This is a genomic window from Marinitoga sp. 1154 (genome assembly GCF_013363285.1).
Classification (GTDB): domain Bacteria; phylum Thermotogota; class Thermotogae; order Petrotogales; family Petrotogaceae; genus Marinitoga.
The window spans coordinates 14268-37400 of sequence record NZ_LBFB01000003.1 but is presented as its reverse complement, the minus strand read 5'-3'; the positions used below and the strand labels follow the sequence as shown (position 1 = coordinate 37400).

The 23133-nt window shown below is 26.0% G+C and carries 20 protein-coding genes and 2 pseudogenes; 16 read left to right on the top strand and 6 right to left on the bottom strand.

What is annotated here, in order from left to right; translation table 11 throughout:
• Positions 1–57 precede the first annotated feature (57 nt).
• On the top strand, positions 58–1764 hold the full coding sequence (locus tag XO12_RS02185) for an AAA family ATPase (RefSeq protein ID WP_175419613.1): 1707 nt from the start codon (positions 58–60) through the stop codon (positions 1762–1764).
• Positions 1765–1843: 79 nt separating this feature from the next.
• Complete coding sequence (locus XO12_RS02180) at positions 1844–2614, top strand: shikimate dehydrogenase (RefSeq protein ID WP_175419612.1); 771 nt, start codon at positions 1844–1846, stop codon at positions 2612–2614.
• Here XO12_RS02180 and XO12_RS02175 read toward each other — a convergent pair.
• Positions 2604–3734: a sugar MFS transporter gene (locus XO12_RS02175; RefSeq protein ID WP_047266241.1), complete on the bottom strand. Its 1131-nt coding sequence runs from the start codon at positions 3732–3734 to the stop codon at positions 2604–2606. The genes XO12_RS02180 and XO12_RS02175 overlap by 11 nt on opposite strands.
• Before the next feature lie 69 nt (positions 3735–3803).
• Here XO12_RS02175 and XO12_RS02170 point away from each other — a divergent pair, with 69 nt between their 5' ends.
• The 6 genes from XO12_RS02170 to ppdK are packed head-to-tail and all read left to right on the top strand — an operon-like array spanning position 3804 to position 11285.
• The gene (locus tag XO12_RS02170) at positions 3804–5087 is read left to right on the top strand and encodes a hypothetical protein (protein ID WP_175419611.1); all 1284 of its coding nucleotides are present in this window, start codon (positions 3804–3806) and stop codon (positions 5085–5087) included.
• Positions 5088–5111: 24 nt separating this feature from the next.
• Positions 5112–6014, top strand: a complete 903-nt coding sequence (locus tag XO12_RS02165) for an ABC transporter substrate-binding protein (protein WP_175419610.1) — start codon at positions 5112–5114, stop codon at positions 6012–6014.
• 11 nt (positions 6015–6025) lie between these two features.
• Complete coding sequence (locus tag XO12_RS02160; RefSeq protein WP_047266239.1) at positions 6026–6418, top strand: MazG nucleotide pyrophosphohydrolase domain-containing protein; 393 nt, start codon at positions 6026–6028, stop codon at positions 6416–6418.
• Entirely contained in the window at positions 6387–7589 is a 1203-nt protein-coding gene (locus tag XO12_RS02155; protein WP_175419609.1) for a UDP-2,3-diacylglucosamine hydrolase, read from the top strand. Before XO12_RS02160 ends, XO12_RS02155 begins: the two co-directional genes overlap by 32 nt.
• A gap of 14 nt (positions 7590–7603) precedes the next feature.
• Positions 7604–8587 (top strand): NAD(P)H-dependent glycerol-3-phosphate dehydrogenase, encoded by a 984-nt coding sequence (locus tag XO12_RS02150; RefSeq protein ID WP_047266237.1) that lies wholly within the window; start codon positions 7604–7606, stop codon positions 8585–8587.
• A gap of 31 nt (positions 8588–8618) precedes the next feature.
• Positions 8619–11285, top strand: coding sequence for a pyruvate, phosphate dikinase (ppdK, locus tag XO12_RS02145; RefSeq protein WP_175419608.1), 2667 nt, complete (start codon positions 8619–8621; stop codon positions 11283–11285).
• 41 nt (positions 11286–11326) lie between these two features.
• Here ppdK and XO12_RS02140 read toward each other — a convergent pair whose 3' ends face one another.
• The 3 genes from XO12_RS02140 to XO12_RS02130 all read right to left on the bottom strand — a co-directional run bounded on the left by XO12_RS02140 (position 11327) and on the right by XO12_RS02130 (position 13464).
• Positions 11327–11878 carry a hypothetical protein gene (locus tag XO12_RS02140; RefSeq protein ID WP_047266235.1) on the bottom strand — a complete coding sequence of 184 codons (552 nt, stop codon included), beginning with the start codon at positions 11876–11878 and terminating at the stop codon, positions 11327–11329.
• Positions 11871–12782 carry a hypothetical protein gene (locus tag XO12_RS02135; protein ID WP_175419607.1) on the bottom strand — a complete coding sequence of 304 codons (912 nt, stop codon included), beginning with the start codon at positions 12780–12782 and terminating at the stop codon, positions 11871–11873. Before XO12_RS02135 ends, XO12_RS02140 begins: the two co-directional genes overlap by 8 nt.
• Before the next feature lie 364 nt (positions 12783–13146).
• Positions 13147–13464 (bottom strand): hypothetical protein, encoded by a 318-nt coding sequence (locus XO12_RS02130; protein WP_175419606.1) that lies wholly within the window; start codon positions 13462–13464, stop codon positions 13147–13149.
• Between the two features lie 312 nt (positions 13465–13776).
• Here XO12_RS02130 and XO12_RS02125 point away from each other — a divergent pair.
• From XO12_RS02125 to XO12_RS11580, 5 genes and pseudogenes are all read left to right on the top strand, one after another.
• Positions 13777–14109, top strand: a pseudogene (locus tag XO12_RS02125) (putative PEP-binding protein); the annotation flags it as partial.
• Between the two features lie 143 nt (positions 14110–14252).
• Positions 14253–14924: a Crp/Fnr family transcriptional regulator gene (locus XO12_RS02120; RefSeq protein ID WP_047266231.1), complete on the top strand. Its 672-nt coding sequence runs from the start codon at positions 14253–14255 to the stop codon at positions 14922–14924.
• Between the two features lie 172 nt (positions 14925–15096).
• The gene (locus XO12_RS02115; RefSeq protein ID WP_175419605.1) at positions 15097–15462 is read left to right on the top strand and encodes a transposase; all 366 of its coding nucleotides are present in this window, start codon (positions 15097–15099) and stop codon (positions 15460–15462) included.
• A 71-nt stretch (positions 15463–15533) separates the two neighbouring features.
• Complete coding sequence (locus tag XO12_RS11585; protein ID WP_175419644.1) at positions 15534–15812, top strand: transposase; 279 nt, start codon at positions 15534–15536, stop codon at positions 15810–15812.
• 62 nt (positions 15813–15874) lie between these two features.
• On the top strand, positions 15875–15979 hold the full coding sequence (locus tag XO12_RS11580; RefSeq protein WP_368493421.1) for a hypothetical protein: 105 nt from the start codon (positions 15875–15877) through the stop codon (positions 15977–15979).
• A gap of 136 nt (positions 15980–16115) precedes the next feature.
• Here XO12_RS11580 and XO12_RS02105 read toward each other — a convergent pair whose 3' ends face one another.
• A complete protein-coding gene (locus XO12_RS02105; RefSeq protein WP_217683617.1) occupies positions 16116–17957 on the bottom strand; it encodes an alpha-amylase in 1842 nt (613 codons plus the stop codon).
• Positions 17958–18160: 203 nt separating this feature from the next.
• Positions 18161–18328, bottom strand: a pseudogene (locus XO12_RS11575) (hydroxylamine reductase); the annotation flags it as partial.
• Positions 18329–18719: 391 nt separating this feature from the next.
• Here XO12_RS11575 and XO12_RS11570 point away from each other — a divergent pair.
• From XO12_RS11570 to XO12_RS02085, 3 genes are read left to right on the top strand one after another with little or no spacing between them, the layout of a single operon-like run.
• Positions 18720–18863 carry an SDR family oxidoreductase gene (locus XO12_RS11570; protein WP_084822688.1) on the top strand — a complete coding sequence of 48 codons (144 nt, stop codon included), beginning with the start codon at positions 18720–18722 and terminating at the stop codon, positions 18861–18863.
• Positions 18864–18922: 59 nt separating this feature from the next.
• Entirely contained in the window at positions 18923–21892 is a 2970-nt protein-coding gene (locus tag XO12_RS02090) for a non-ribosomal peptide synthetase (RefSeq protein WP_175419603.1), read from the top strand.
• A complete protein-coding gene (locus XO12_RS02085) occupies positions 21892–23085 on the top strand; it encodes an MFS transporter (protein WP_047266229.1) in 1194 nt (397 codons plus the stop codon). The genes XO12_RS02090 and XO12_RS02085 overlap by 1 nt, the downstream gene beginning before the upstream one ends.
• Positions 23086–23133 lie beyond the last annotated feature (48 nt).

Here is a 23133-nt window from a genome sequence, read left to right as displayed (position 1 = left end):
GGCATTTTTTTTGATGAAAGGTAAATATGATATAATTTCACTGTAGGAGGTGAAAAAATGAAAAAATTGAAACGATTGCCAATAGGAGACAGTGATTTTAAAACAGTAATAGAAGACAATGCATACTATATAGATAAAAGCATGTTAATAAAAGAAATAATAACAGGAGGCAGGGTAATACTAATAACCAGACCAAGGAGATTTGGAAAAACGTTGAACATGAGCATGTTGGAATATTTTTTTAAAAATGATGAAGATAACAAACATCTATTTGAAAACTTAAAAATATATGAAGAAAAAGAAATAATAGAAAAGTATTTAAATAAATATCCTGTAATTTATTTAACATTTAAAGATGCAAAAAAAGATGACCTATTATCAATGAAAGTAGAAATAAAAATGTTAATAAGAAAACTATATTCAGACAGATTATATCTTTTAAACAGCGAAAAACTCAATGAATTAGAAAAAAAATATATAAAACAAATATTAGAATTAGAAGAAATAAAAGGATACACAACAGAAGATAAAATAGCAAAAGAAGATACACTATTTGAAATGGCATTAAAGAATCTATCTGAATATCTCTACAAACATCACGGTAAAAAAGCGATATTATTAATAGACGAATACGACACGCCAATACAACATTCATATTTAGAGAAATATTATAAAAAATTCATAAGATTCATAGGTAATATATTGGGTAATGCATTAAAAGACAATAAATATTTAGAAAAAGCGGTATTAACAGGTATAACAAGAGTAGCAAAAGAAAGCATATTCACAGGAGTAAATAATCTTGACATATCAACAGTATTAAATGAATTATACAATGACAAATTCGGAGTAACAAAAGAAGAACTTGATGAAATATTAAAATACTACGGAATAGACTATGAAGAAGAAAAAATAATAGAATGGTATAACGGTTTTAATTTTGGAAGAAAAGAAGTATATAATCCGTATTCAATAATAAACTTTGTAAGATCAAAAGAAATAAAAAATTACTGGATAAACAGCAGTGGAAATCAATTAATAAAAGATTTGATAAGAAAAGGAACAGAAGAGATAAAAATAAAAATAGGAGAATTAATAGAAGGAAAAACAATAGAAAGCACAATAAATGAAAACTTAGTATATGGAGATTTAAATGAAAATGTAGAAGAAAGCATATGGACATTATTTCTATTCACCGGATACCTAACATGGGTAAATAAAAAAGGAGAAGGAAACAGCGCATTATATAGACTAAAAATACCAAACAAAGAAGCACATGATTTTTATAAAATGACGGTATTAAACATATTAAAAGAAAGCAGTATAGAATACAATAAAATAATAAGATTACTGATAAATGGGAAAAAAATAGGCTTCACAAAAAAATTTAAAGAAATAGTAGAAAATACATTGAGTTATTTTGATGTAACAGAAAAAGAACCGGAAAGATTCTATCATGGATTAATATTAGGAATGAGTGTAGGATTAGAAAAGGATTATATAATAAAAAGTAACAGAGAAGCGGGATATGGAAGAGCGGATTTAATATTAATCCCCAAAGAAAAAACAAAACCAGGAATAATATTTGAATTTAAAAAATTCGATGAAGATAAAGATAAAAATTTAAAAGACAGTGCAGAAAGAGGAATAAAACAAATAGAAGAAAAGAAATACGAAAAAGAAATAAAGAGTTATGGAGTAGAAAAAGTAATAAAAGTTGCCATTGCTTTTGAAAAAAAAGATGTAGAAATAATAATAAAATAATTAATAAAATTTGATCAATAATATTGTTTTAATTATTATCTCATATAAGTTGAATTTATATAATATTTTTTTGAATGGGGTGATTGAATTAAAATTCGGCATTGTACAATATCCAGAAAAAATAAGTTTGTCAGAAAAAATATATAATAAATATTTCAAATATATGGATATACATGCGGTATATGAAGGAATCAATATTAAGCCAGAAGACTTTGATAAAAAAATAAATACAATAATATCAAATTATTATGGACTTAATATTACAATTCCTTATAAAGAAAAAATTTTTAAATATATAAATCCATCTGATGATGCAATATTTCTTGGTGCAGTAAATACAATATATAACAATAGAGGATATAATACAGACTGGGTAGGTTTTTTCAATTCCATAAAAAATGAAGATTTAAATGGAAATATACTCGTTTTAGGTGCAGGAGGAGCATCTAAGGCTGTTTTATATGGTTTATATAAGCTTGGAATAGATAGATTAGTTTTGATAAATAGAACGTATGAAAAGGCTATAAAATTAAAAAAATTATTTGATAAAAAAATAAATATAAGAGTTAAGCCTTTTGATAAATTAAATGATGAAATATATAAAACATCTATATTTATAAACACCACATCAATAGGAATGTTCGGAGAGAGTATTCCTATTGATTTAAATAAAAATTTAAAGCTTGTATATGATGTGATATATATTCATACGCCTCTTCAAAAAGTTTTTGAAAAAGCGCAAATAAAAGTTATAAATGGGGAAAAAATGTGGTATTATCAGGCAATAGAAAATTTAAAAATATGGGGTTTATATAATAAAGAAATTTTTGATTTGGTTTTTAATTTTTAATTTTTAATATTCCTGAAGATATAATTAATACAAAAATCATGGAAATAATTGGGACTATATAACCATATATTATTGAATAGTCTCCTAAGAATCCCATAAAAGGAACTATTACTGCAGCTCCAATGCCTATACTTAAAGAAACCATACCTGAAATCAGCCCAACCTCTCTATGAGATAAATTTGCATTTAAATATTTCTGTGTTGCAGGAAAAATTGGCCCCAATAAAAATCCAAGTAGTGAGAAAAAATAAGGAGAATATTTTCCGGAAATAAAAATTAATATTAAGTCGATTATAGAAAATAAAACAAATAATACCGTTATTTTCATTTCCAATTTTTTATATAATCTATCCGTAATTAATCTTCCAAAGGTAAATGTTATCCAGAAAAAGCTTATGAAAATAGAAGCTTGTTCTTTTGAAAAATGAAAGTAATCATTAAATAAATTTGCTCCCCAGTTTATAACCCCGATTTCTGTGCCTGAATACAATGTGAATATCAATAACATATAAATAATAAATTTTCTTCCCAGTATATCAATTGCTTCAGTTAATTTAAAAGCTTTATATTTAACATTTTCTGGAACTTTTTTCACCAGCATAAAAATTTCTATAAGTATTGATATTAATAGATAAAAAATAAAAGGTATTTTATAATTCATATTATTTTTTAAAACATAGGATATAAAAAGAGGACCGGAAATTCCTCCAAAACCAAAAAAAGCATGAAACATACCATATTTTTGATATTTTTCATCAAGATGATCAAACATTGAAATTAATGCCAGGATACTTTGCCCCATAGCAGCTCCTAAAAAAAACATTGATAATATAAGGATATATGCATTATTTGAAAAAATGAATAATGCTGTTCCTAAAACTTCAAATCCCACCCCTATAACAAGACTGCTTCTGAGTCCCAATATAGCAATAATAAATGCGCCAAAAAATGAAATTATCATATTACCAACAGTTCTGGAAAAAGGAATAAAGGAAGAAATTCCAACAGACATATTAAAACTTTCCTGTAATGTTGTCATTAAAGGTGGAATTGAATTAACGATTATGGATAATAAAAAAATGTTAATAAAAATAAATATTTGCAATTTTTTTTGTGTCATTTCAACCTCCTTTTAAAAATTAAATTTTTATTGTATAATATTATAGCAGATAAATGTTGGAGGTGCAATATGTCTATGAAAAAATACGTTATTTTAATATTTTTATTATTAATAATCCTTCAAAGTTGCTCTTTTTTTAATTTTAACAAAAAAAATGTTTCTGAAATTATAGAGTCAAAAAAATTTTTCAATATTTCAGTTGAAAAAAATATATATATAGCTTCAAAAAGATTTAGAGAACCATTTAAAGTTTATATTAACAATTCTTATGCAGCGACACCATCTGAAGTAATAGATAAAATAAAAATTTTTCCAGAAACTGAAGAAGCTACTATAAAACTTTATAAAAATTACCTGGATTTTAATAATTTTACAAAATCTGGAACATATACTATAACCTTTTTTCATTCAAAAATATCGACATCTTTAACTATAAGAATATTACCTGAAAAGTCTGAAGATCTGGTTTTAAGAATACCTCAGAAAACTTTTTTTGCAACAGATGTAATAAAGATACCTTTTCAATTATATTATGTTGATAAATTTAAAAATAAGATAATAAAGAATATTGAAAATATTTCAATTTTTCCTTATGTTAAAAATACATTAAAGAAAATTAATAATAAAAATTATGAATTAATATTGTACAATATTACAAAGCCAGGAAAGTATAGATTTGCACTTAAAATAGATAATAAGACAAAGGATTTAACCTTTGAGATAATACCCGGACCACCTGAAAAAATCAAATTTGAAAAAAATACTTTTGAAAAAAGAATTTTAAATTTAGCCACATATTATGATAATAATATACATTTTCCTCCAAAAATGGTCAAGATAACGTACAGGCTTTTAGATAGATTTGGTAATGTTACAAAAAATAAGGAAGTTTCCTATAAAATAGTATCAAATAATATATTAACTCCAAAAATCCAAATATATGATGGTAAAATTAATATAAATTCTAATGTTTCACCTGGAAAATATATTGTTGAATTTTTTTATAATAATAAAAAATTGAAAGGTAATCTTGAAATAAATATTTTTAGTGTTCCAAGAAAAATAATATTTATAGAAAAGAAAATTACTGATTCAATTTATCTGGAGTTTTCTATACAGGACGGAAACACAAATCTGGCAGAAAATATTGAAATAAAAAAAATAATAATAAAATCAAATAAAACGGAAATTTTAATCGGGGATAAACTAAAAAAATATTTGATAAAAGAAGGAAATTTATATATATTAAACAAATATCCTCTGAATACTTATGGGAATAATATAGAGATAACAATATACATTAAATCAAATATATTTAATTACACAAAAAAGATTACAGAGAAATTATTTTGAATTTCAATAAAAGGAGGAATTTATATGAAAAAACTTTTTTTAATACTTGTTTTATTTTCAAGTTTAATATTATTTGCTGGTACTTTTTACAACCCTTTAGGTCCAACTTTATTGCCTGCAGCTGGGTTATATATCAATAAAATTCCAACGTTACAAACATCTTATTGGAGAAATATAGATCAGGCACAAACATTGGTGTTAAAAGAACAGGCAGATTTTATAGTGTTACCTGTAGCTTTAGGTGTTGAATTAATAAATAAAGGTGCAAAATATAAATTAGCAGGCATTTCACTATGGAAAACATTTTATTTAATTTCTTCTGAAGAGATAAAAAATATAGAAGATTTAAAAGGAAAAAGAATAATAACTCTTCATGGGCCAGGACAAACGGCGGATGTTATTTTAAAAATAATAAAAAAAATTAAGAAAATTGATTTTGAAATTGTATATGTAACAAGTGGTCCAGAGATAATACAGTTATTGGCTTCTGGAAAAGAGAATATAGCTGTGTTACCAGAACCTTTTGTATCTCTTGCAGAAGTTAAAACAAAAGGAAAAATAAAAGTTCAAATAGATTTTCAAAAAGTTTATGCATCATTATTTAATTTAAAGGATGAAAAATTACCAATTGCAGGAATTTTTGTTTCAAATAAAAAATTTAAAGAAAATCCAAATTTTGTAAAAAGGGTTTTAGATGGTTATAAAACGTCAGCAAATGAATTTTATAAAAACAATTTTGAACAGGCTTTAAATTATGTATATAATATTATGCAGACTATGCCAAAAATAGTTTTGCAAAAAGCCGCTTCGAGAACTGAAATTTTTTATACAAATGATATAAAAAATATAACAAATATTTATCTAAAAAATCTTTATGAATATGGTGCAATATCAAAAATACCAGAGGATTTATATCTAGATTATTGAGGAGTAGATTTATGAAAAAAGAGTTTTTAAAAGAATTCAAAAAATTATGCGATATTGTTCAAAGAAACATTGAGAAATGTCCATGGGTAAAATCAATAAATTTAAATACTATGATAAATGAAGCCTCTTCTGAGATAAAAGAAATTGAAGAGGCTTTGCTAAGTGAAGATATTGATAATCTTGAAGAAGAATTAGGTGATCTAGTTTATGATGCTTTTTTGATATTAAAAATTGCTGAAAGGGATTATAACATATCTTCAGATAAAGTTATAAAACGTGTAGTTAATAAAATATCCAACAGAAAGCCATGGTTATTCTGGAAAGGAAGTATTTCTCGCGAAGAAGCAGCAAAAATATGGTTAGAAAGAAAAAATGCAGAAAAAACAGGTGATAATATTGATTAAGTTGTATTTAAGCGATTTGCATATAGGTAACGGAAACAAAAAAGATGATTTTAAATATGATATTGAGTTAATCAAAATTTTAGAAAACTTAAATACAGATTCAAATAATGAGTTGTATATTGTAGGGGACGGATTTGAAATTTTACAATCTTACGAAAATGATATAAAAACAAATGATGTTAGAGATATAATTAAAAGTTTTGATTTTCAATATATATTTAACGAAATAGAAGAAAAACATCAAGATTTAATAGATGCATTTAGAAAATTTGCAAAGAGAAATACCATACATTATATTGTTGGAAATCATGATTATTATCTTTTGTTAGATGAAAAAATGAAAAATTATTTTAAAAATTTTTTAGGTGAAAATGTTGAAGTTCATCCATATTACTATGATGAAAACTGGGAATTATTTATAATACATGGAAATCAATTTGATCCTCTCAATAGATTAACATTAACTAAAAATGGGAAAATACTACCCCCATATGGTGAACTGATGGAAAAATTCATATCGAAATATTTTGATAATGAAATTCTAACAGTATTACCAAACGAAATTTTAATGGATTATGATAATATTGAACCCAAAATGGATATCTTTTTATGGCTTGAAGAAATTAGAAATAAATATTCTATAAGACTTGATCTTGAGTATAAATGGATTGATATGTTTGTTAAATTTGTTCGATCTAAAGAATCAAAAGAATGGTTGAAAGAAAATTATCATTTTATACATTTTTTATCTTATTTATTTGTAAATAAGATAGGTGGTATAAAAATAGGAGAAAGTATCGTAAGAACAATAAATTATTTTAGAGGAGCAAAAAAGACAAATTATTTGTTAAAAAACGTAAAAAAAATCTTATATGAAAGTAGATATATTCCTAAAAAATATTGTGTTGGTTACTCTGATAATGATATTATAATTTCATCAAAATTACAGGGGATAATAATGGGTCATATTCATATTCCGTCATATGAAATTTTTCCAAACAATATAGGGGAAATCTTTTATTGTAATTTAGGAAGCTGGAAACATACAGTAAGAAAAACATCTGTAAAAAATAAAACGAAATTCTTAAAAAGAACGCAGATAAGTTATTTTATAGTAAAAGAAAGTAACAAAAGCTTGAACACACAATTTATTATAAAAGATATGATATAATTAAGGAGGGCATCATGAATATAGGAATAATTGGTTCTGGGAGTTGGGGAACTGCAATATCGAAAGTATTGTTAAATAATGGACATAATGTAAAAATATGGACAAGAGAAGAAAAGATACTTAAAGCATTAAAAGATGGAGAAAATCCATATTATTTACCCGGTATATCAATTCCAAAAAATATAAAACCTTTATTGAATATAAATGAAGTTATGAAAAATTCTGAAGTAATTGTGTTAGCAATACCAACCCAGGCAATTCGAGAAGTTGCATTGCAGATAAAGCCTTTTTATGAAAATCAAATTATAGTTAATTTAGCAAAAGGTTTAGAAATTTATTCTCAAAAAAGAATTAGTGAAATTTTAAATGAAGTAATTGGAGACATGCAATATGTAGTGTTAAGCGGTCCCAGTCATGCTGAAGAAGTAGCAAGAGATGTTCCTACAAGTATTGTTGCTGCATCCAATGATTTAAAAATAGCAAAAATTGTTCAAAAAATATTTAGTAACATATCTTTTAGAGTATATACTAATGAAGATGTTGTTGGTGTTGAGTTAGGTGGAGCTATTAAAAATGTTATTGCAATTGCAGCAGGAGTTATTGACGGAATAGGCGGATGGGATAATTCCAAAGCAGCGTTGATAACAAGAGGGCTTGCGGAAATAATTAGATATGGTGAAAAAAAAGGAGCTAAAAAAGAAACTTTTATGGGATTAGCTGGTTTAGGTGATCTTATAGTTACATGTAATAGTCAACATAGTAGAAATAGATATGTTGGTGAAATGATTGGACGAGGTAAAAAATTAAATGAAATAATAGAACATATGAATATGGTGGCAGAGGGTATATATACTGTTAAAGCGTTATATGATGAAATAAAAAGGTTAAATATAGATATGCCCATAACAGAAAAAACTTATGAGGTATTATATTTAAACAAAAATCCTAAAAAAGCCATTCATGAATTAATGAAAAGGGAATTAAAAGAAGAAAATTAGACCTTTACATTTGATAAGGAGGGAGAAACACATGGAAAAAAAGATGGTTTATTTTTACGGCGGTGGTATTGCCGAGGGTAGTGCAAAATTAAAGAACTTACTTGGAGGTAAAGGTGCAAACTTAGCAGAAATGGCAAAAATGGGTTTGCCTGTTCCAGCTGGTTTTACTATTACGACAGAAGTTTGTGATTATTATTGGAAACATGATAGAAAATTCCCAGAAACATTAGAAGCAGATGTTGAAACTGCATTAAAAAGATTAGAAGAAGTATCAGGGAAAAAATTTGGAGATAAAGATAATCCATTATTAGTATCTGTAAGATCTGGTGCAGCTGTATCAATGCCAGGTATGATGGATACAATTTTAAACTTAGGTTTAAATGATGAAACAGTTGAAGCTTTAGCAAAAAACACAGGAAATCCAAGATTTGCATATGATGCATATAGAAGATTCATTCAAATGTTTGGTGATGTTGCATTAGGTATACCTCATCATGATTTTGAAGAAGCATTAACAAAAGTAAAAGAAGAAAAAGGTGTAAAATCAGATATTGAATTAGAAGCAGAAGACTTCAAAAAAGTTGTTGAATTATACAAAGAAATTTATAAAAAGGCAGGAAAAGAATTTCCTCAAGATCCTAAAAAACAATTATGGATCGCTATAGAAGCTGTTTTTGGAAGTTGGATGAATGAAAGGGCTATAAAATACAGAGCTATTAATGGTATTAAAGAAGGTGAATTGTTAGGTACAGCTGTTAACGTAGTTATGATGGTATTTGGTAATATGGGTGAAGATAGTGGAACAGGTGTATGTTTCACAAGAGATCCTAATACTGGAGAAAAAGTAAAATATGGTGAATACTTACCAAATGCACAGGGTGAAGATGTTGTTGCAGGTATCAGAACACCATATCCATTGGAAAAATTAAATGAAATTATGCCAGATGTATATAAACAATTAACAGATATTATGGATAAATTAGAACATCATTACAAAGATATGCAGGATATAGAATTTACAGTAGAAAAAGGTAAATTATATTTCTTACAAACAAGAACCGGTAAAAGAACAGCTAAAGCTGCTGTGAAAATTGCTGTTGATTTAGTAAAAGAAGGATTAATAGACAAAGCTACTGCTGTAATGAGAGTAACTCCTGATCAGATTGACAAATTATTGCATCCAGCATTTGACGAAAATGAAATCAAAAAGGCACAGGAAATAGGTGAAGGATTACCTGCATCACCAGGAGCAGCAACAGGTAAAGTTGTATTCAGTGCAGATGAAGCAGAAGAATTAGCAAAAGAAGGAACACCTGTTATTCTTGTAAGACCAGAAACAAGTCCTGAAGATGTTGGAGGTATGAATGCTGCTGAAGGTATCTTAACAGCAACAGGTGGTATGACATCACATGCAGCAGTTGTTGCAAGAGGTATGGGAAAACCTGCTATCGTTGGTGCTGGTGAAATAGTTATAGATGAATCAGCAAAAGAATTTGAAGCAAGAGGCGTTATTGTAAAAGATGGAGATTGGATTTCAATAGATGGTACAACAGGAAAAGTTTATTTAGGAAAAGTAAAAACAATTAAACCAAAAGGATTAGAAGGTGAAGTAGCTGAACTGTTAGAATTTGCTGATGAAATAAGGGTATTGGGAGTAAGAGCAAATGCTGATATCCCAAGAGATGCTAATGTTGCAAGAAATTTTGGTGCTGAAGGTATTGGATTATGTAGAACAGAACATATGTTCTTCGAAGGTGACAGAATCCAGAAAATGAGAAGAATGATAGTTTCAAAAACAGTTGAACAAAGAGAAGCTGCATTAGAAGAATTATTACCATTACAAAAAGAAGATTTCAAAGGATTATTTGAAGCGATGGAAGGATTCCCTGTAACAATAAGATTATTAGATCCACCATTACATGAATTCTTACCAAATGATGAAGAACAAATGAAAGAATTAGCACCACAATTAGGAATTACAGTAGAAGAATTAAAAGAAATTGTGGAAAACCTACACGAATTTAACCCAATGATGGGTCACAGAGGCGTGAGGTTGGCTATCACATATCCAGAAGTTGCTGTAATGCAAACAAAAGCAATTATTTTAGCTGCTATTGAAATGGCTAAAGAAGGTAAAAAAGTAAAACCAGAAATTATGATTCCATTAGTAGGAACAGTAAATGAATTAAAATACTTAGATAAAATAGTAAGAGAAACTGCTGATAAATTAATTGAAGAAGCTGGTGTTGACTTAGATTACAAAGTGGGAACAATGATAGAAGTACCAAGAGGAGCAATAACAGCTGATGAAATAGCTGAAGTTGCAGAATTCTTCAGTTTTGGTACAAACGACTTAACACAAATGACATTAGGTTTCTCAAGAGATGATTATGGTAAATTCATCAACGATTACATTGAAAAAGGAATTTATGAAAAAGATCCATTCAAACACGTTGATCAAACAGGTGTTGGCAGAATGGTAAAAATTGCAAAAGATTATGGTAGAGCAGTAAATCCAGAATTAAAATTAGGTGTTTGTGGTGAACACGGTGGAGATCCAGAATCAATTGAATTCTTCCATAAAACACAATTAGATTACGTAAGTTGTTCACCATACAGAGTTCCAATAGCAAGATTAGCAGCAGCACAAGCAGCAGTTAAATTCAAAAGAGGAAAATTTGTAAATTACGCTGACTAATATAATAATCAAACCCCGGGAGATTAATTCCGGGGTTATTTTTATTTAAATTTTTCACGTATTTCCAATCTGAAAATATTATAATTATATTCATTCAATAATGAATAATAGTATTCTATATAAGAGATTTTATCTAACACATATTTTAAATATTCTATTGGAGAATTATCATAGTTTTTATCATTTTCCAATAAATTAAGATATTCTTTTGCAATATTTAATTCCATTTCTAATTGTTCAATTGTATAAACTATATTTGTTATATTTAATCTTACATTATTAATTATTTGTTCTTCATTATATAAATAGGAGATATTAAAATCTTGATATTTTTCACTGCTATTCAAAGTAATATTAAACGATATATTTGAATTAAGATTTTTATATTTATTGAAATCATATTTTAATCTATTTTCTGTCAAAAATGGCAACTTAGTATTAGTCATAGCCAGAAAATCATTTAAATTAAAATTTATCGACGTTATTCGATTATTTAAATCAGAATAGAAATTTATATATGGCAAATACAATGTTATTCCTTTTCCAGAATAGTTATATGCTCTTATTTCTTCATATATACACTCCCTATTCATTAATAATTTTATTAACCTTATAAATTCTATATCCTCTATTACCTATTATTAATATATGATCATTAACATTTAATAGTCTAACATTAATTTCAAATATTTCATCCAATAGTAATTCATAAAATACTTTAACTATTTTATTTGTATAAGATACATAAGCAACCTTTAGTTTTTTTCCATCACTATATGAAATAAATAAATTATTATTCGAATCAATAGAAAAATCTATTATTCTATTTGGGAACCAATCTAACTCTTTTTTATTTTCTCCGGTTTTTATACTATATCGATATATTTTATTATCACTAGATAAATAGTAAAAATAGTCATTCTCTATGGTATATTTTATAATCGAAGCTACGTTAATTTTTAAATTTTTTATAATATCTGTATTAGATATAATTTTCCCTTTTATATCTATTAAATATATTTTATTTGAATTATTTATTATTAACAGTTTTTCATTTTTATATGGTAAAATATATTTGATGTCATTAAATGTGTTTCCATATTTAATGATGTTTTTTAAACCGCCGTTATTAGAAAAAATATATAATTTTTTATCTTTTTTTGAAAATACTATAATATTATTTCTTAAAGCTATAATGTTACCAATATCATCTTCACTAATATACTTATTATAAATATTAAAAAGGATAACTTCTTCTGATGAATTATTAAAAAATACTTTCATTAAAATTCCTTTCTTTTTGAAAAACAAATAAGCATTTTTACTTTGATAATCAACAACCGAAACTGATATTGGTCCTAAGCCAGGATAAATTGAATAATTCTCTAATGCATTATCATATACTTCTTTAATCTTAAAATAGTTAACATCACTATCTGAATATATTTCTCCAATTAAAATAATTAAAATTATAAATATTAATATAGTTTTTTTCACACTTGCCCCTCCTCATACACATATATGGCATCTTCAAAAATACTCAAATATAATATTTACAATATTTGCATGTTATCTAAAAAAATTATCTTTATTAGATACAATATAATTAGGTTAACTATTTATTCTATTTAGTAAAACAAAACGATATTGTCTTACAAAGGAGACACCTCAACAAAGAATAATCCTTACTAAATTTACCTTGATAAAGTAATTATTTACTTTGTTTTTTAAATCGCAATTTATACTTCATAATATTTTTGTTCGAGCTTTTTTCATATTCTTATTTACTATTTTTCATTTTTTGAAAGTCTATATTAAGATGAACATCTATTAGCTTAATAAAACTAATAGGACTATCGAGTTATTTTATAGGAATTGTTGTAACTCTATCTTCTGCATATAAAGGTTTGTCAACAGGCCAAGTTGTAATTTTCCTTTCTTTATAAAATTCATAATAATATGCCATACCCCAAGCTCTATACTTTTTCCACCTTGAATCCCAGGTTAATTTATATTTTGGGCGACAAACTGCTTGTATCGATAATGTTTGAGAAACCTCTAGGCTTGATCCAATGTTAAAATTTATCTTTAATATATCAAATAAATCTCCTTCACTACCAGCATTTACTATTATTGATTGCTTAACTGTTCTTGTTCTATTTACATTAATATTATCCATAGTTCTATTAGTTACAGAAACTAATGTTTTCCAAGGAGTATAATAATACCATGAATTAACAATTTCAGTTTTCTAGCCTCAAAATTTAGCGGAAAAAGTAGAAATAGAAATTAATAATACGAGAAAAAACACCATATAATTTTTTTCATAAACCTCATCCCCTTTCTATAAATATTAATATTCTTGACGCAAAAATAATTATTATCATACTTAAAATTTTATAATTAAAAATATTTTTATCTTTATAGTTTTATACAAATATAATATCAAAAAAAAAAAAAAATAATAACATTAAAGTAAATTAATGGTAAATTTTCTTTTTGTAAATGAGATGATTATGGTAAATTCATCAACGATTACATTGAAAAAGGAATTTATGAAAAAGATCCATTCAAACACGTTGATCAAACAGGTGTTGGCAGAATGGTAAAAATTGCAAAAGATTATGGTAGAGCAGTAAATCCAGAATTAAAATTAGGTGTTTGTGGTGAACACGGTGGAGATCCAGAATCAATTGAATTCTTCCATAAAACACAATTAGATTACGTAAGTTGTTCACCATACAGAGTTCCAATAGCAAGATTAGCAGCAGCACAAGCAGCAGTTAAATTCAAAAGAGGAAAATTTGTAAATTACGCTGACTAATATAATAATCAAACCCCGGGAGATTAATTCCGGGGTTATTTTTATTTAAATATCGAACCTCAAATCAAAATAAACAACGATTCTAAGTTTGTGTTATAATTAAAGAAAGATAAAATTTTATATGTTCATTTTGAGGTGATACTATGCATCCATTAATAGAGAGATTTTCAAAATTAATTATTTTCAGGAAGTTAAAATTATCAGAAATTGAAGAGTTAATAGAAAATAATATATTATATATAAAAGAATTTGAAAAAAATTCAATAATTAAATCAAGAGGTGAAAAAATAGAAGAAGTAATGTTGCTATTATATGGCAGAGTAAAAACAGAAATGATGGAAATTGATGGAAAAATCATACAAATAGAAGAAATGAAAGCGCCAACTATTATGGCATTAGGTGCAACATTTTCTAAAAATTCCAAAATTCCAGTAGATATTATTTCAGAAGAAAAGACACTTGTAGCTTATATTACCAAAAATAAAATATATGATTTATGCATGAAAAATAAGGATTTTTTAATAGAATTAATAGAATATATGGGAACAAAATTTAATTTTATATCACAAAAATTATGGTTTATAACATTAAATAGCTTAAAAGATAAAATTTTATATTATTTAAAAGAAAAAATGGAAGATAAAAAAACTGAGGTTATTGATTTAGAATATTCCGTTGAACAATTATCACACCTCTTTGGTGTTACAAGACCTGCATTATCAAGAGCTTTTTCTAGATTAGAACATGAAGGTATAATAAAAAAAGAAGGTAATAAAATATATATTTTAGATAAAAATAAAATCGAAAATATATAATAATTCCCCTCTGAGAGGGGAATTAAAAGTTTATAGTTATTTATTCAAGAAAAATTCTAAATCTTCTTTACTTTAAGGTAGTATAATATAAACTGTGTAAAAATAAAAAAAGGAAGAGAAAAATAAAAAGAAAGTGAAAAAGAAAAGAACGATATTTAGTGGAGGGATCACAATGCCAAGGAAAAGGAAGGAAGAAAATGAAAAAATTCTTGGTAATGTTGATAGAGAATTCATAAAACAATATATAAAAGAAAATGGTATTAAGGATTGGGAAGATGTTGAAGATATAAGTAAAAAGCTTGTAAAAATAATGCTTGAAGAAATGTTAAAAGCAGAAATGGATTATGAATTAGGATATGAAAAATATTCAAGAAAAAATGATGATAATGATAATTATCGAAATGGTTATTCAAAAAAGACAGTTATAACCAAAAATGGAGAAATGGAATTAACTGTTCCAAGAGATAGAAATGGTGAGTTTGAACCACAAATTGTTAAGAAAAGACAAATACATATTTCTGCATTAAACACATATTGAAGATTTGGTATTGTCTTTGTATTCAAAAGGATTAAGTGTAATGGGGCAAAACTCACCCCTTAACAGTACAAATATGGAAAAACAATTGGGAACTCGCTTATTTCAAATATTCAGAACCTATTAGAAAGCTGATATGTACCACAAATCCTATAGAAAATATACATAGACAATTTAGAAAAATAACAAAAAATAAAAGTGTATTCCCAACAGATGAATCATTAATAAAAGCAATATATCTTGCAGCAATAAGAGTAACAGCAAAAGTAATATCTCTATTATTCAAATTTCACAAAGTATATAAAACTTTTGAAAATCTAAGAAAAAACTTTATATTTACTAATATTTTATAATAATTATCATTAATCACCTATTATCAATTTACACAGAATTTTGGATATTCCCCAGATTTTTATTGCATCATTCTCATGTTATTTCGATTAAAGGTGATTCATATCGATTAAAAGAAAAAATGGATTTTTTGCTAATTCTGTTTCTAATTCTTAATCCCTTTTTTTAACATTCTTGTAGTTGTTTTTACAGCGAGTGGTTGGCACGGGTCACCCCCCCAGCAGTCTTTCACCACCTAGTTGTTACGCATGCCCGGTACACATAAATAAACCACTCCAAAAATTTGGAGTGGTTTATTTATTTTTTTATTGTTCTACCCATACTGAAACAGAACCACCATTTACCTTAAATTCTGCCCATCCATCAGAATTTGACCATATAACATCTGTTCTATTTCCTAAATAATCTACAAATTTTGCATTTTTCTTTCCAACATACATCCATTTACTCCCACCAGGACCATCTGTTAATATTACAGCCATAGCTTTTGGATGTTCTACATCTCCCAATCTTGTCCATCCAATTATGTCCCAGTGATCCAAATAATCATATTGCTCACCATATGCATACAATTTTCTTGCTTCAATAAGTTTTTTTATAACGTCATATTGTGCTGTTATTTCAGGAGCTCCATACATGTCTCCATAAAATACACTTGGATATCCATCTCTCCTCAATAAAATCATTGCATAAGCTAGTGGTTTAAACCAATCCTGTACAGACGAATACAACGATTGACCAGGTTGTGTGTCATGATTTTCTACAAATGTTACTGCTTTTACCGGATTTGATTGTACAAGTGTCCCATTGAAAATATTTCTCATATCATAATATCCACCAGCATTCGAAGCATCATGAAAATGCTGATGCAAAGGCACATCGAATAAAGACATCCTTCCTTCAGTTTTTGAAATATAGTTATCTAATTTATTTATATCTGTACTCCAATATTCTCCAACAGTAAATAATTCTTTTCCTGTTGTGCTTCTCATATAGTCCAACCAGTCATTGAAAAAATCAAACTTTATATGTTTTACAGCATCCAGTCTAAATCCATCAACATTTGTAAAATCAACATACCATTTTCCCCAATTCTTTAGTTCCTGAACAACGTCCGGATGTTCCATATCTAAATCTGCACCCATTAAATAATCATAATTTGCATTTTCAGTATCAACTTCCCAGTCCCATGCTTTTCCTATTCCATTAAATCTAAATATTGCACTTTCTTGAGTACTTTGATCCCAATCCACTCCATCAAAATGATACCATCTCCATTTGAAATCAGAATATTTATTTGCCCTTCCAGGAAAATCGAAAACGGTCCAAGCCTTTATGTCTTTATTTTCAAGAACATAATTTCTATCATTCCAGGAAACTTTATATGCATTAACCCATTCTGTGGTATCTGCTCCCATTCTATGATTAAATACTACATCAGCATAAATCTGCATATTATACAAATGTGCCGAATTTATAACATTTAAATATTGATCTTTGGTTCCATATTTTGTTGCAATACTTCCCTTTTGATTGAACTCTCCAAGATCATACATATCATATACTCCATATCCCACATCACTTTTACCGGCCTGACCTTTATAAGCAGGTGGTAACCATAATGCTGTTATTCCCATAGATGCCAGATCCGGTATTTTCTCAGAAAGTTCTACCCATAACCCTCTTTGTGTATTTTCATCATATTCTGGCAAATACCATTGAAAAGCCTGTAATATTACTCCATTTATAGGACTTGTATATTTTTTTACATCTATATAATGTGTATCATCATAAAAGGTTATCTTATATGTAGTATATGGCTGAACTTCATAATCTGTTGCGGGATAGCTTTCGCTCCAATCACTATAATGATCTATTTTGAATCGCGGAGCCCCGTATCCATCACCATTATTAAATGTAATTATAATCTCCCATGTGTTTGGCGCAACTTTTTGCATTAATGTTATTCCCCAATTGTTTGGAGTTCCTCTGAAATACGCTTGTGTCCATTCTCCTTTAACAACAATAGTAGAAGCAGTAATTTCTCCAGAATTTCCATCAACTTGTTTTACACACCCTGTTAATAATAATAAAGTCAATGAGATAATAACTAAAACATTCAAAAAAAAACGCTTCACTTTGTCCATACCTCCCTAAAATATAATTTAACCCCCATCCAATTACACTTCGGATTATACTATTCGTAATATATTTTTAAAAATGCAATAATCAGAAAATATATTTTGAAAATAAGAAAAAAAGAATTATATTTACTAATAATTAATTTTTTTGAACTTTAATAACAAAAAACCCCTCTGAAATTCAGAGGGGGATAATTATTTTTATTTAATTATTTATTCAAGAAAAATTCAAGATCTTTTTCAACAGTAGTAATAGGATTAATTCCAAAATTGTCAACTAATACTTTCAATACATTTGGTGAAACAAATGCTGGTAATTTCGGACCTAATTTTATTCCTTTTACTCCTAAGTATAATAATGCTAATAATACTGCTACTGGTAAGAATTTTTTTGGTTTTCTATTAAATTAAAAGTATAAATAAACCTATAAATAATAAAAAATTAACAATAAAAATATATCAAGTGATATAATAATTATGTAAATTTATCAAATTTAAGAAAAGAAAAGTTGGTTAAAAATTTACTTAAATTTTACTTTATGTTGTTGACTATTTTTTTTTTTTTTTGCTAAAATTATTGTAAATTGAAAGGTGAGAATAATATCTTTTAATTATGAAGTAACATAATATAAAAATTATATATTCATAAAGTTTTGTCGTAACTTATAAGTTATAAAATTCACAATATTTGTCTGTAATATTATTAAACAAAGTTAATGATATTCCTGATAAAAATAATAAAAAAAATAAACCAGACTCTTCTTAAAAATAAAAAAAGATAAAATTCCTTTGCGGAGACGTGGGAATTTTCAAGAATATAGTGAAATAATAAAATTTTTAATTTCGGAAAAAGCAAAATACATAAATGGGGAAAGTATTTTTGTTGATGGAGGGATAAATGCACAACAATAAATTATATATTGATTTATTAAAGTATATATTAATAATTTCACAAAAAGGAGGATAATCTATTGAATCAAAAACATATAATAAAAGAATTTAAAGAACAGGTATCTAAAAACAGAAAAAAAACAGCACTTATTACGACAGAAGGAGTACAGTATAGTTATGGAGAAACAGATTTAATTACCGATAATCTTGCTGGTTATTTTTACTCAGTTGGAATAAAAAAAGGGGATATTATTCCTATCATAATGAAAAAAGATGAATTTTTGTTGTTTACAATACTAGCTCTTTTTAAAATAGGAGCTGCATATGTTCCTATATCAGATAATTATCCAGAAAACAAGATAAAAGAAATAATCACTCAATTTTCTGAAAAACCCGTACTTATTAATTTTGAATATAAAAAATATACTTCATTATTTAATAATAAAATTTTTAATGTGAAAAATGGAATGATTAAAAAATCGAATTTTGATGAAAATATTGATATAGAGAATTATGCATACATTTTATTTACATCTGGTAGTACAGGCAAACCAAAAGGAGTTATTGCAAGACATAAAAATCTTTCATGGATTATAAATGAATTACAATTGAAATTTCCTGTTAATATTGAAGATAGATATTTATTTAGCACACCTTTTACATTTGATGTTTCATTATCGGAATTATTTGGTTGGGTTTCTGGTGGTGGAAGTATAGTTATTCCCTGTAAAAGGGATCAGGAATTATTCAAAGAATTAATAGACATTATTTATGAATATAAAATTACACATCTTGCACTTTCTCCTTCGATATTAAGCATGATTTCAGAAAATGAAAAATTTTCTGAAAAATGCAAGGATTTAAAATATTTAATGGTTGCTGGAGAGGTGTTCCCTGTTTCTTTAGCAAATAAGGTAAGAAATATTTTAGATAATACGCAGATTTTCAATCTATACGGGCCTACAGAAACAACGGTATATGCAACAATGTATGAAATAAAGAATAATATTAAAAAAACTGTCCCAATAGGTAAGGCGTTAAATGGCGTAAAAATAAAAATTAAAAAAGAAAAAGGTACTGAAGGTAAAGAAGGTGAAATTTTAGTTGGTGGTAATGGGGTTACAGATGGATATTATAACAATAAGAAATTAACAGAAGAGATGTTTGTACTAATAAATGGTGAAAAGTATTATAAAACGGGGGATTATGGTTATATAAAAGATAATAATATTATATTTCTTGGAAGAAAGGATTCACAGATTCAGATAAACGGAATCAGGGTGGAGTTGGAAGAGATTGAAAACAGAATTTATAATAATTTTCCCATAAAACAATTAAAAATAATTTATTATAAAAAGAAGCTAATTTGTTTTTATATTTCAAATAAAGAAATTGAGGGTAATAAAATTAAAAATGTTTTAAGAAAATTTCTTAATAAATATATGATTCCGGAATTCTATATAAGAATAGATAAAATGCCTTTGAATATTAATAAAAAAATAGATATGAAATCATTAATAAAAATGTTTGAAGAATATTATACACAAACTCTAAGAGTAAAGAATAATATTTCAGATGACTATATAAAACAGAAAATAAAAAATATCATTAAAACAACACTATCATATGAAGATAATGTTTCAGACAATATATCTTTCTTTATGTTGCCAGGCAGTGATTCATTATCATCTTTAAAATTAATAAATAATTTAGAAAAAGTATTTGATATAAATTTATCGGATGATTTTTTATATATATATCCAGACATTAATTCAATGACAGAATATATAGAAAAAAACTTAAATCAGATACATTATAAACCAATATTAAAAAAATTGATTATTTCCTCAGAAAAAACAATCGAGGAATGGTATAAAAAAATTAATAAAAAAATATTGAGCGATAAAATCTTTAAAAAATACGAAACACATTATCTTCAAAAAGTTTATTATTATGATAACTTTAACTCATATATTCATGTAAACATAAATATTCCTTTCATATACGAGCTAAACAAAATCACAAAAGCATTAAATGAATTAATAAATACTCATGAATTACTAAGAAGTAAAATTGTAGAAGAAGATACTTTGTATTTTGTTGAATATAATAAAGGCTTTGATATTTCAGAGGATGTTTTAATATTTGAAAATGAGCCTGAAGAAAGAATTAATGAAATAATAGAAAAAATATTAATAAAAAACAGGTTAAATCATTTATTATATATGTTTTATATAAATTATACCGAAAACTGTATCAAATTAAATATGATCTTTTCACATAATATAATGGATCAGAAAAGTGTTCATGTATTAAAACAAAGTTTCTTTGATATATTAAACGATAAATATGAGAATAAAAATAAATCATATTTTTCAGATTTTGTAAAAATAATAAAAGAAAAAAATAATAACTACAATTTCTTATCAGATGAACATACAAAAGAATTATTCGAAGTTGAAAAACATGGCTTTGTCCCTTATACAGATAATGATATATTAATCGACACTTTTAAAATAAAGAATAAAATCGAAAATGATGAAAAAATAATTTTTATTATAAAAAGGATTCTATCCAAAATATCAAAAATTATGAATATAGAGTCATTAATAGCAAGTACAATTATGAATTATAGAATTTTTAATGACAAGGATTTTTCAAAAAATATAGGAGATTATCATACCTCTATTGTATTTAGATATAGTAATAACTGGACCGAAAATGTTTTTGAACAAAAATTTTTAAAATTATTGAAAAGATATGAAAACGGTTATCAACCCCAACAATTTATCTTCAAAAATTATCCAATAATGAATGAGATACAGAAAAAAATGGAATTTGCTTATGACTTAAATGTATTGGTTTCAATAAATTATCTCGGTGAAATACGTCAAATAGAAAAAGAAGATCTTATTAATAAATTAAAGAAAACTCGAAACACCTTAAAATCTTTTCCAGGTAAGAAAATATATATAACTTCCTTTACAGAAGAAGATAAATGTTATGTATATTACTTAACAGCGCCCGAAAGGTTAAAGGAGATGTCATAATGAGTGTATTATCTAAAAAAAAGAATCAACTTCTTTTAATTTCTGGTAACGCAGTTTCATATATGGGAGATTTGTTTTTTTTATATGCTATTAATTGGTGGATAATATCAAAAACGGGAGATACAAAAATTATAGGAATAATATCATCATTAGTAATATTACCTATGTTAATTCTAAATATAATTGGCGGAACAACTGTAGATATATTAAATAGAAAAAAATTGATGATAATATGTGATTTTATAAATGGGATAACAATGACTTTACTTGGTATAATATCTATTAACTATCCATCCATAACAATGATAGCATTGGTCTATATATTATCTTCTGCTGTTTTTGCAATATTTTCCATTGCAAGTCGTTCAATAGTTTCTGAAGTAATAAATAGTGAAGATATAGTAAGTTTTAATGCATGGTTTAATAGCATGGAAAATATCATAAAAGTAATTTCTCCGCTTTTTAGTATTTCATTGATAAATGTTGTGCCAATACATGTAATTTTCCTGATTAATGGAGCAACATTTCTTTTTTCAGGATTTTCAGAAATTTTTATTGATTATCAATATAAAAAAGATAATTTGACAAAAACAAAAAACGGAATTATTTTATTTAAAAATGGGATTAAATATATATGGAAAAATAAAAATTTAAGAAAAATGATACTAACAGCATCTTTAGTAAATTTTTTTATAGCAGGATACAATCTGTATATACCGTTATTTTCTAAAAGTGTTTTAAATTCTCCAATGGCATATTCCGGAGCATTAACCGCCGAAGCAGTTGGTTCTATTTTTGTTGTTGTAACTTCCAGATTATTTTCAAAGTACGATGAAAAAATACTTACAAATGGTATTATTTTTGGTTTAATGGGATCTTCACTATTATTAATTCAATTTAAAGAAATTATTATGCTTTATATTAGTACTTTTTTATTTGGATTATTTCTTGGACAATTCAATGTTTCATTTTTCAGTTATGTTCAAAAAAATGTTGATTCTGATTATCAGGGAAGAGTATTCTCTGTAATTTTTACACTTGCAAGCATATTAATGCCTGTTGGGAATTTATTTTTTGGTTTTATTGGTAAAATAGTAATACAATACGGTTTTTATATTATAGGAGTTGGAATAATTTTAATTTCATTTTATTTTATACTTAAAAATAATGAAAATATAAAAATATGTGAGTAAATGCATTTTTTATATGAAGTAAATTTTCATTTAACAAAGTTTTATAAA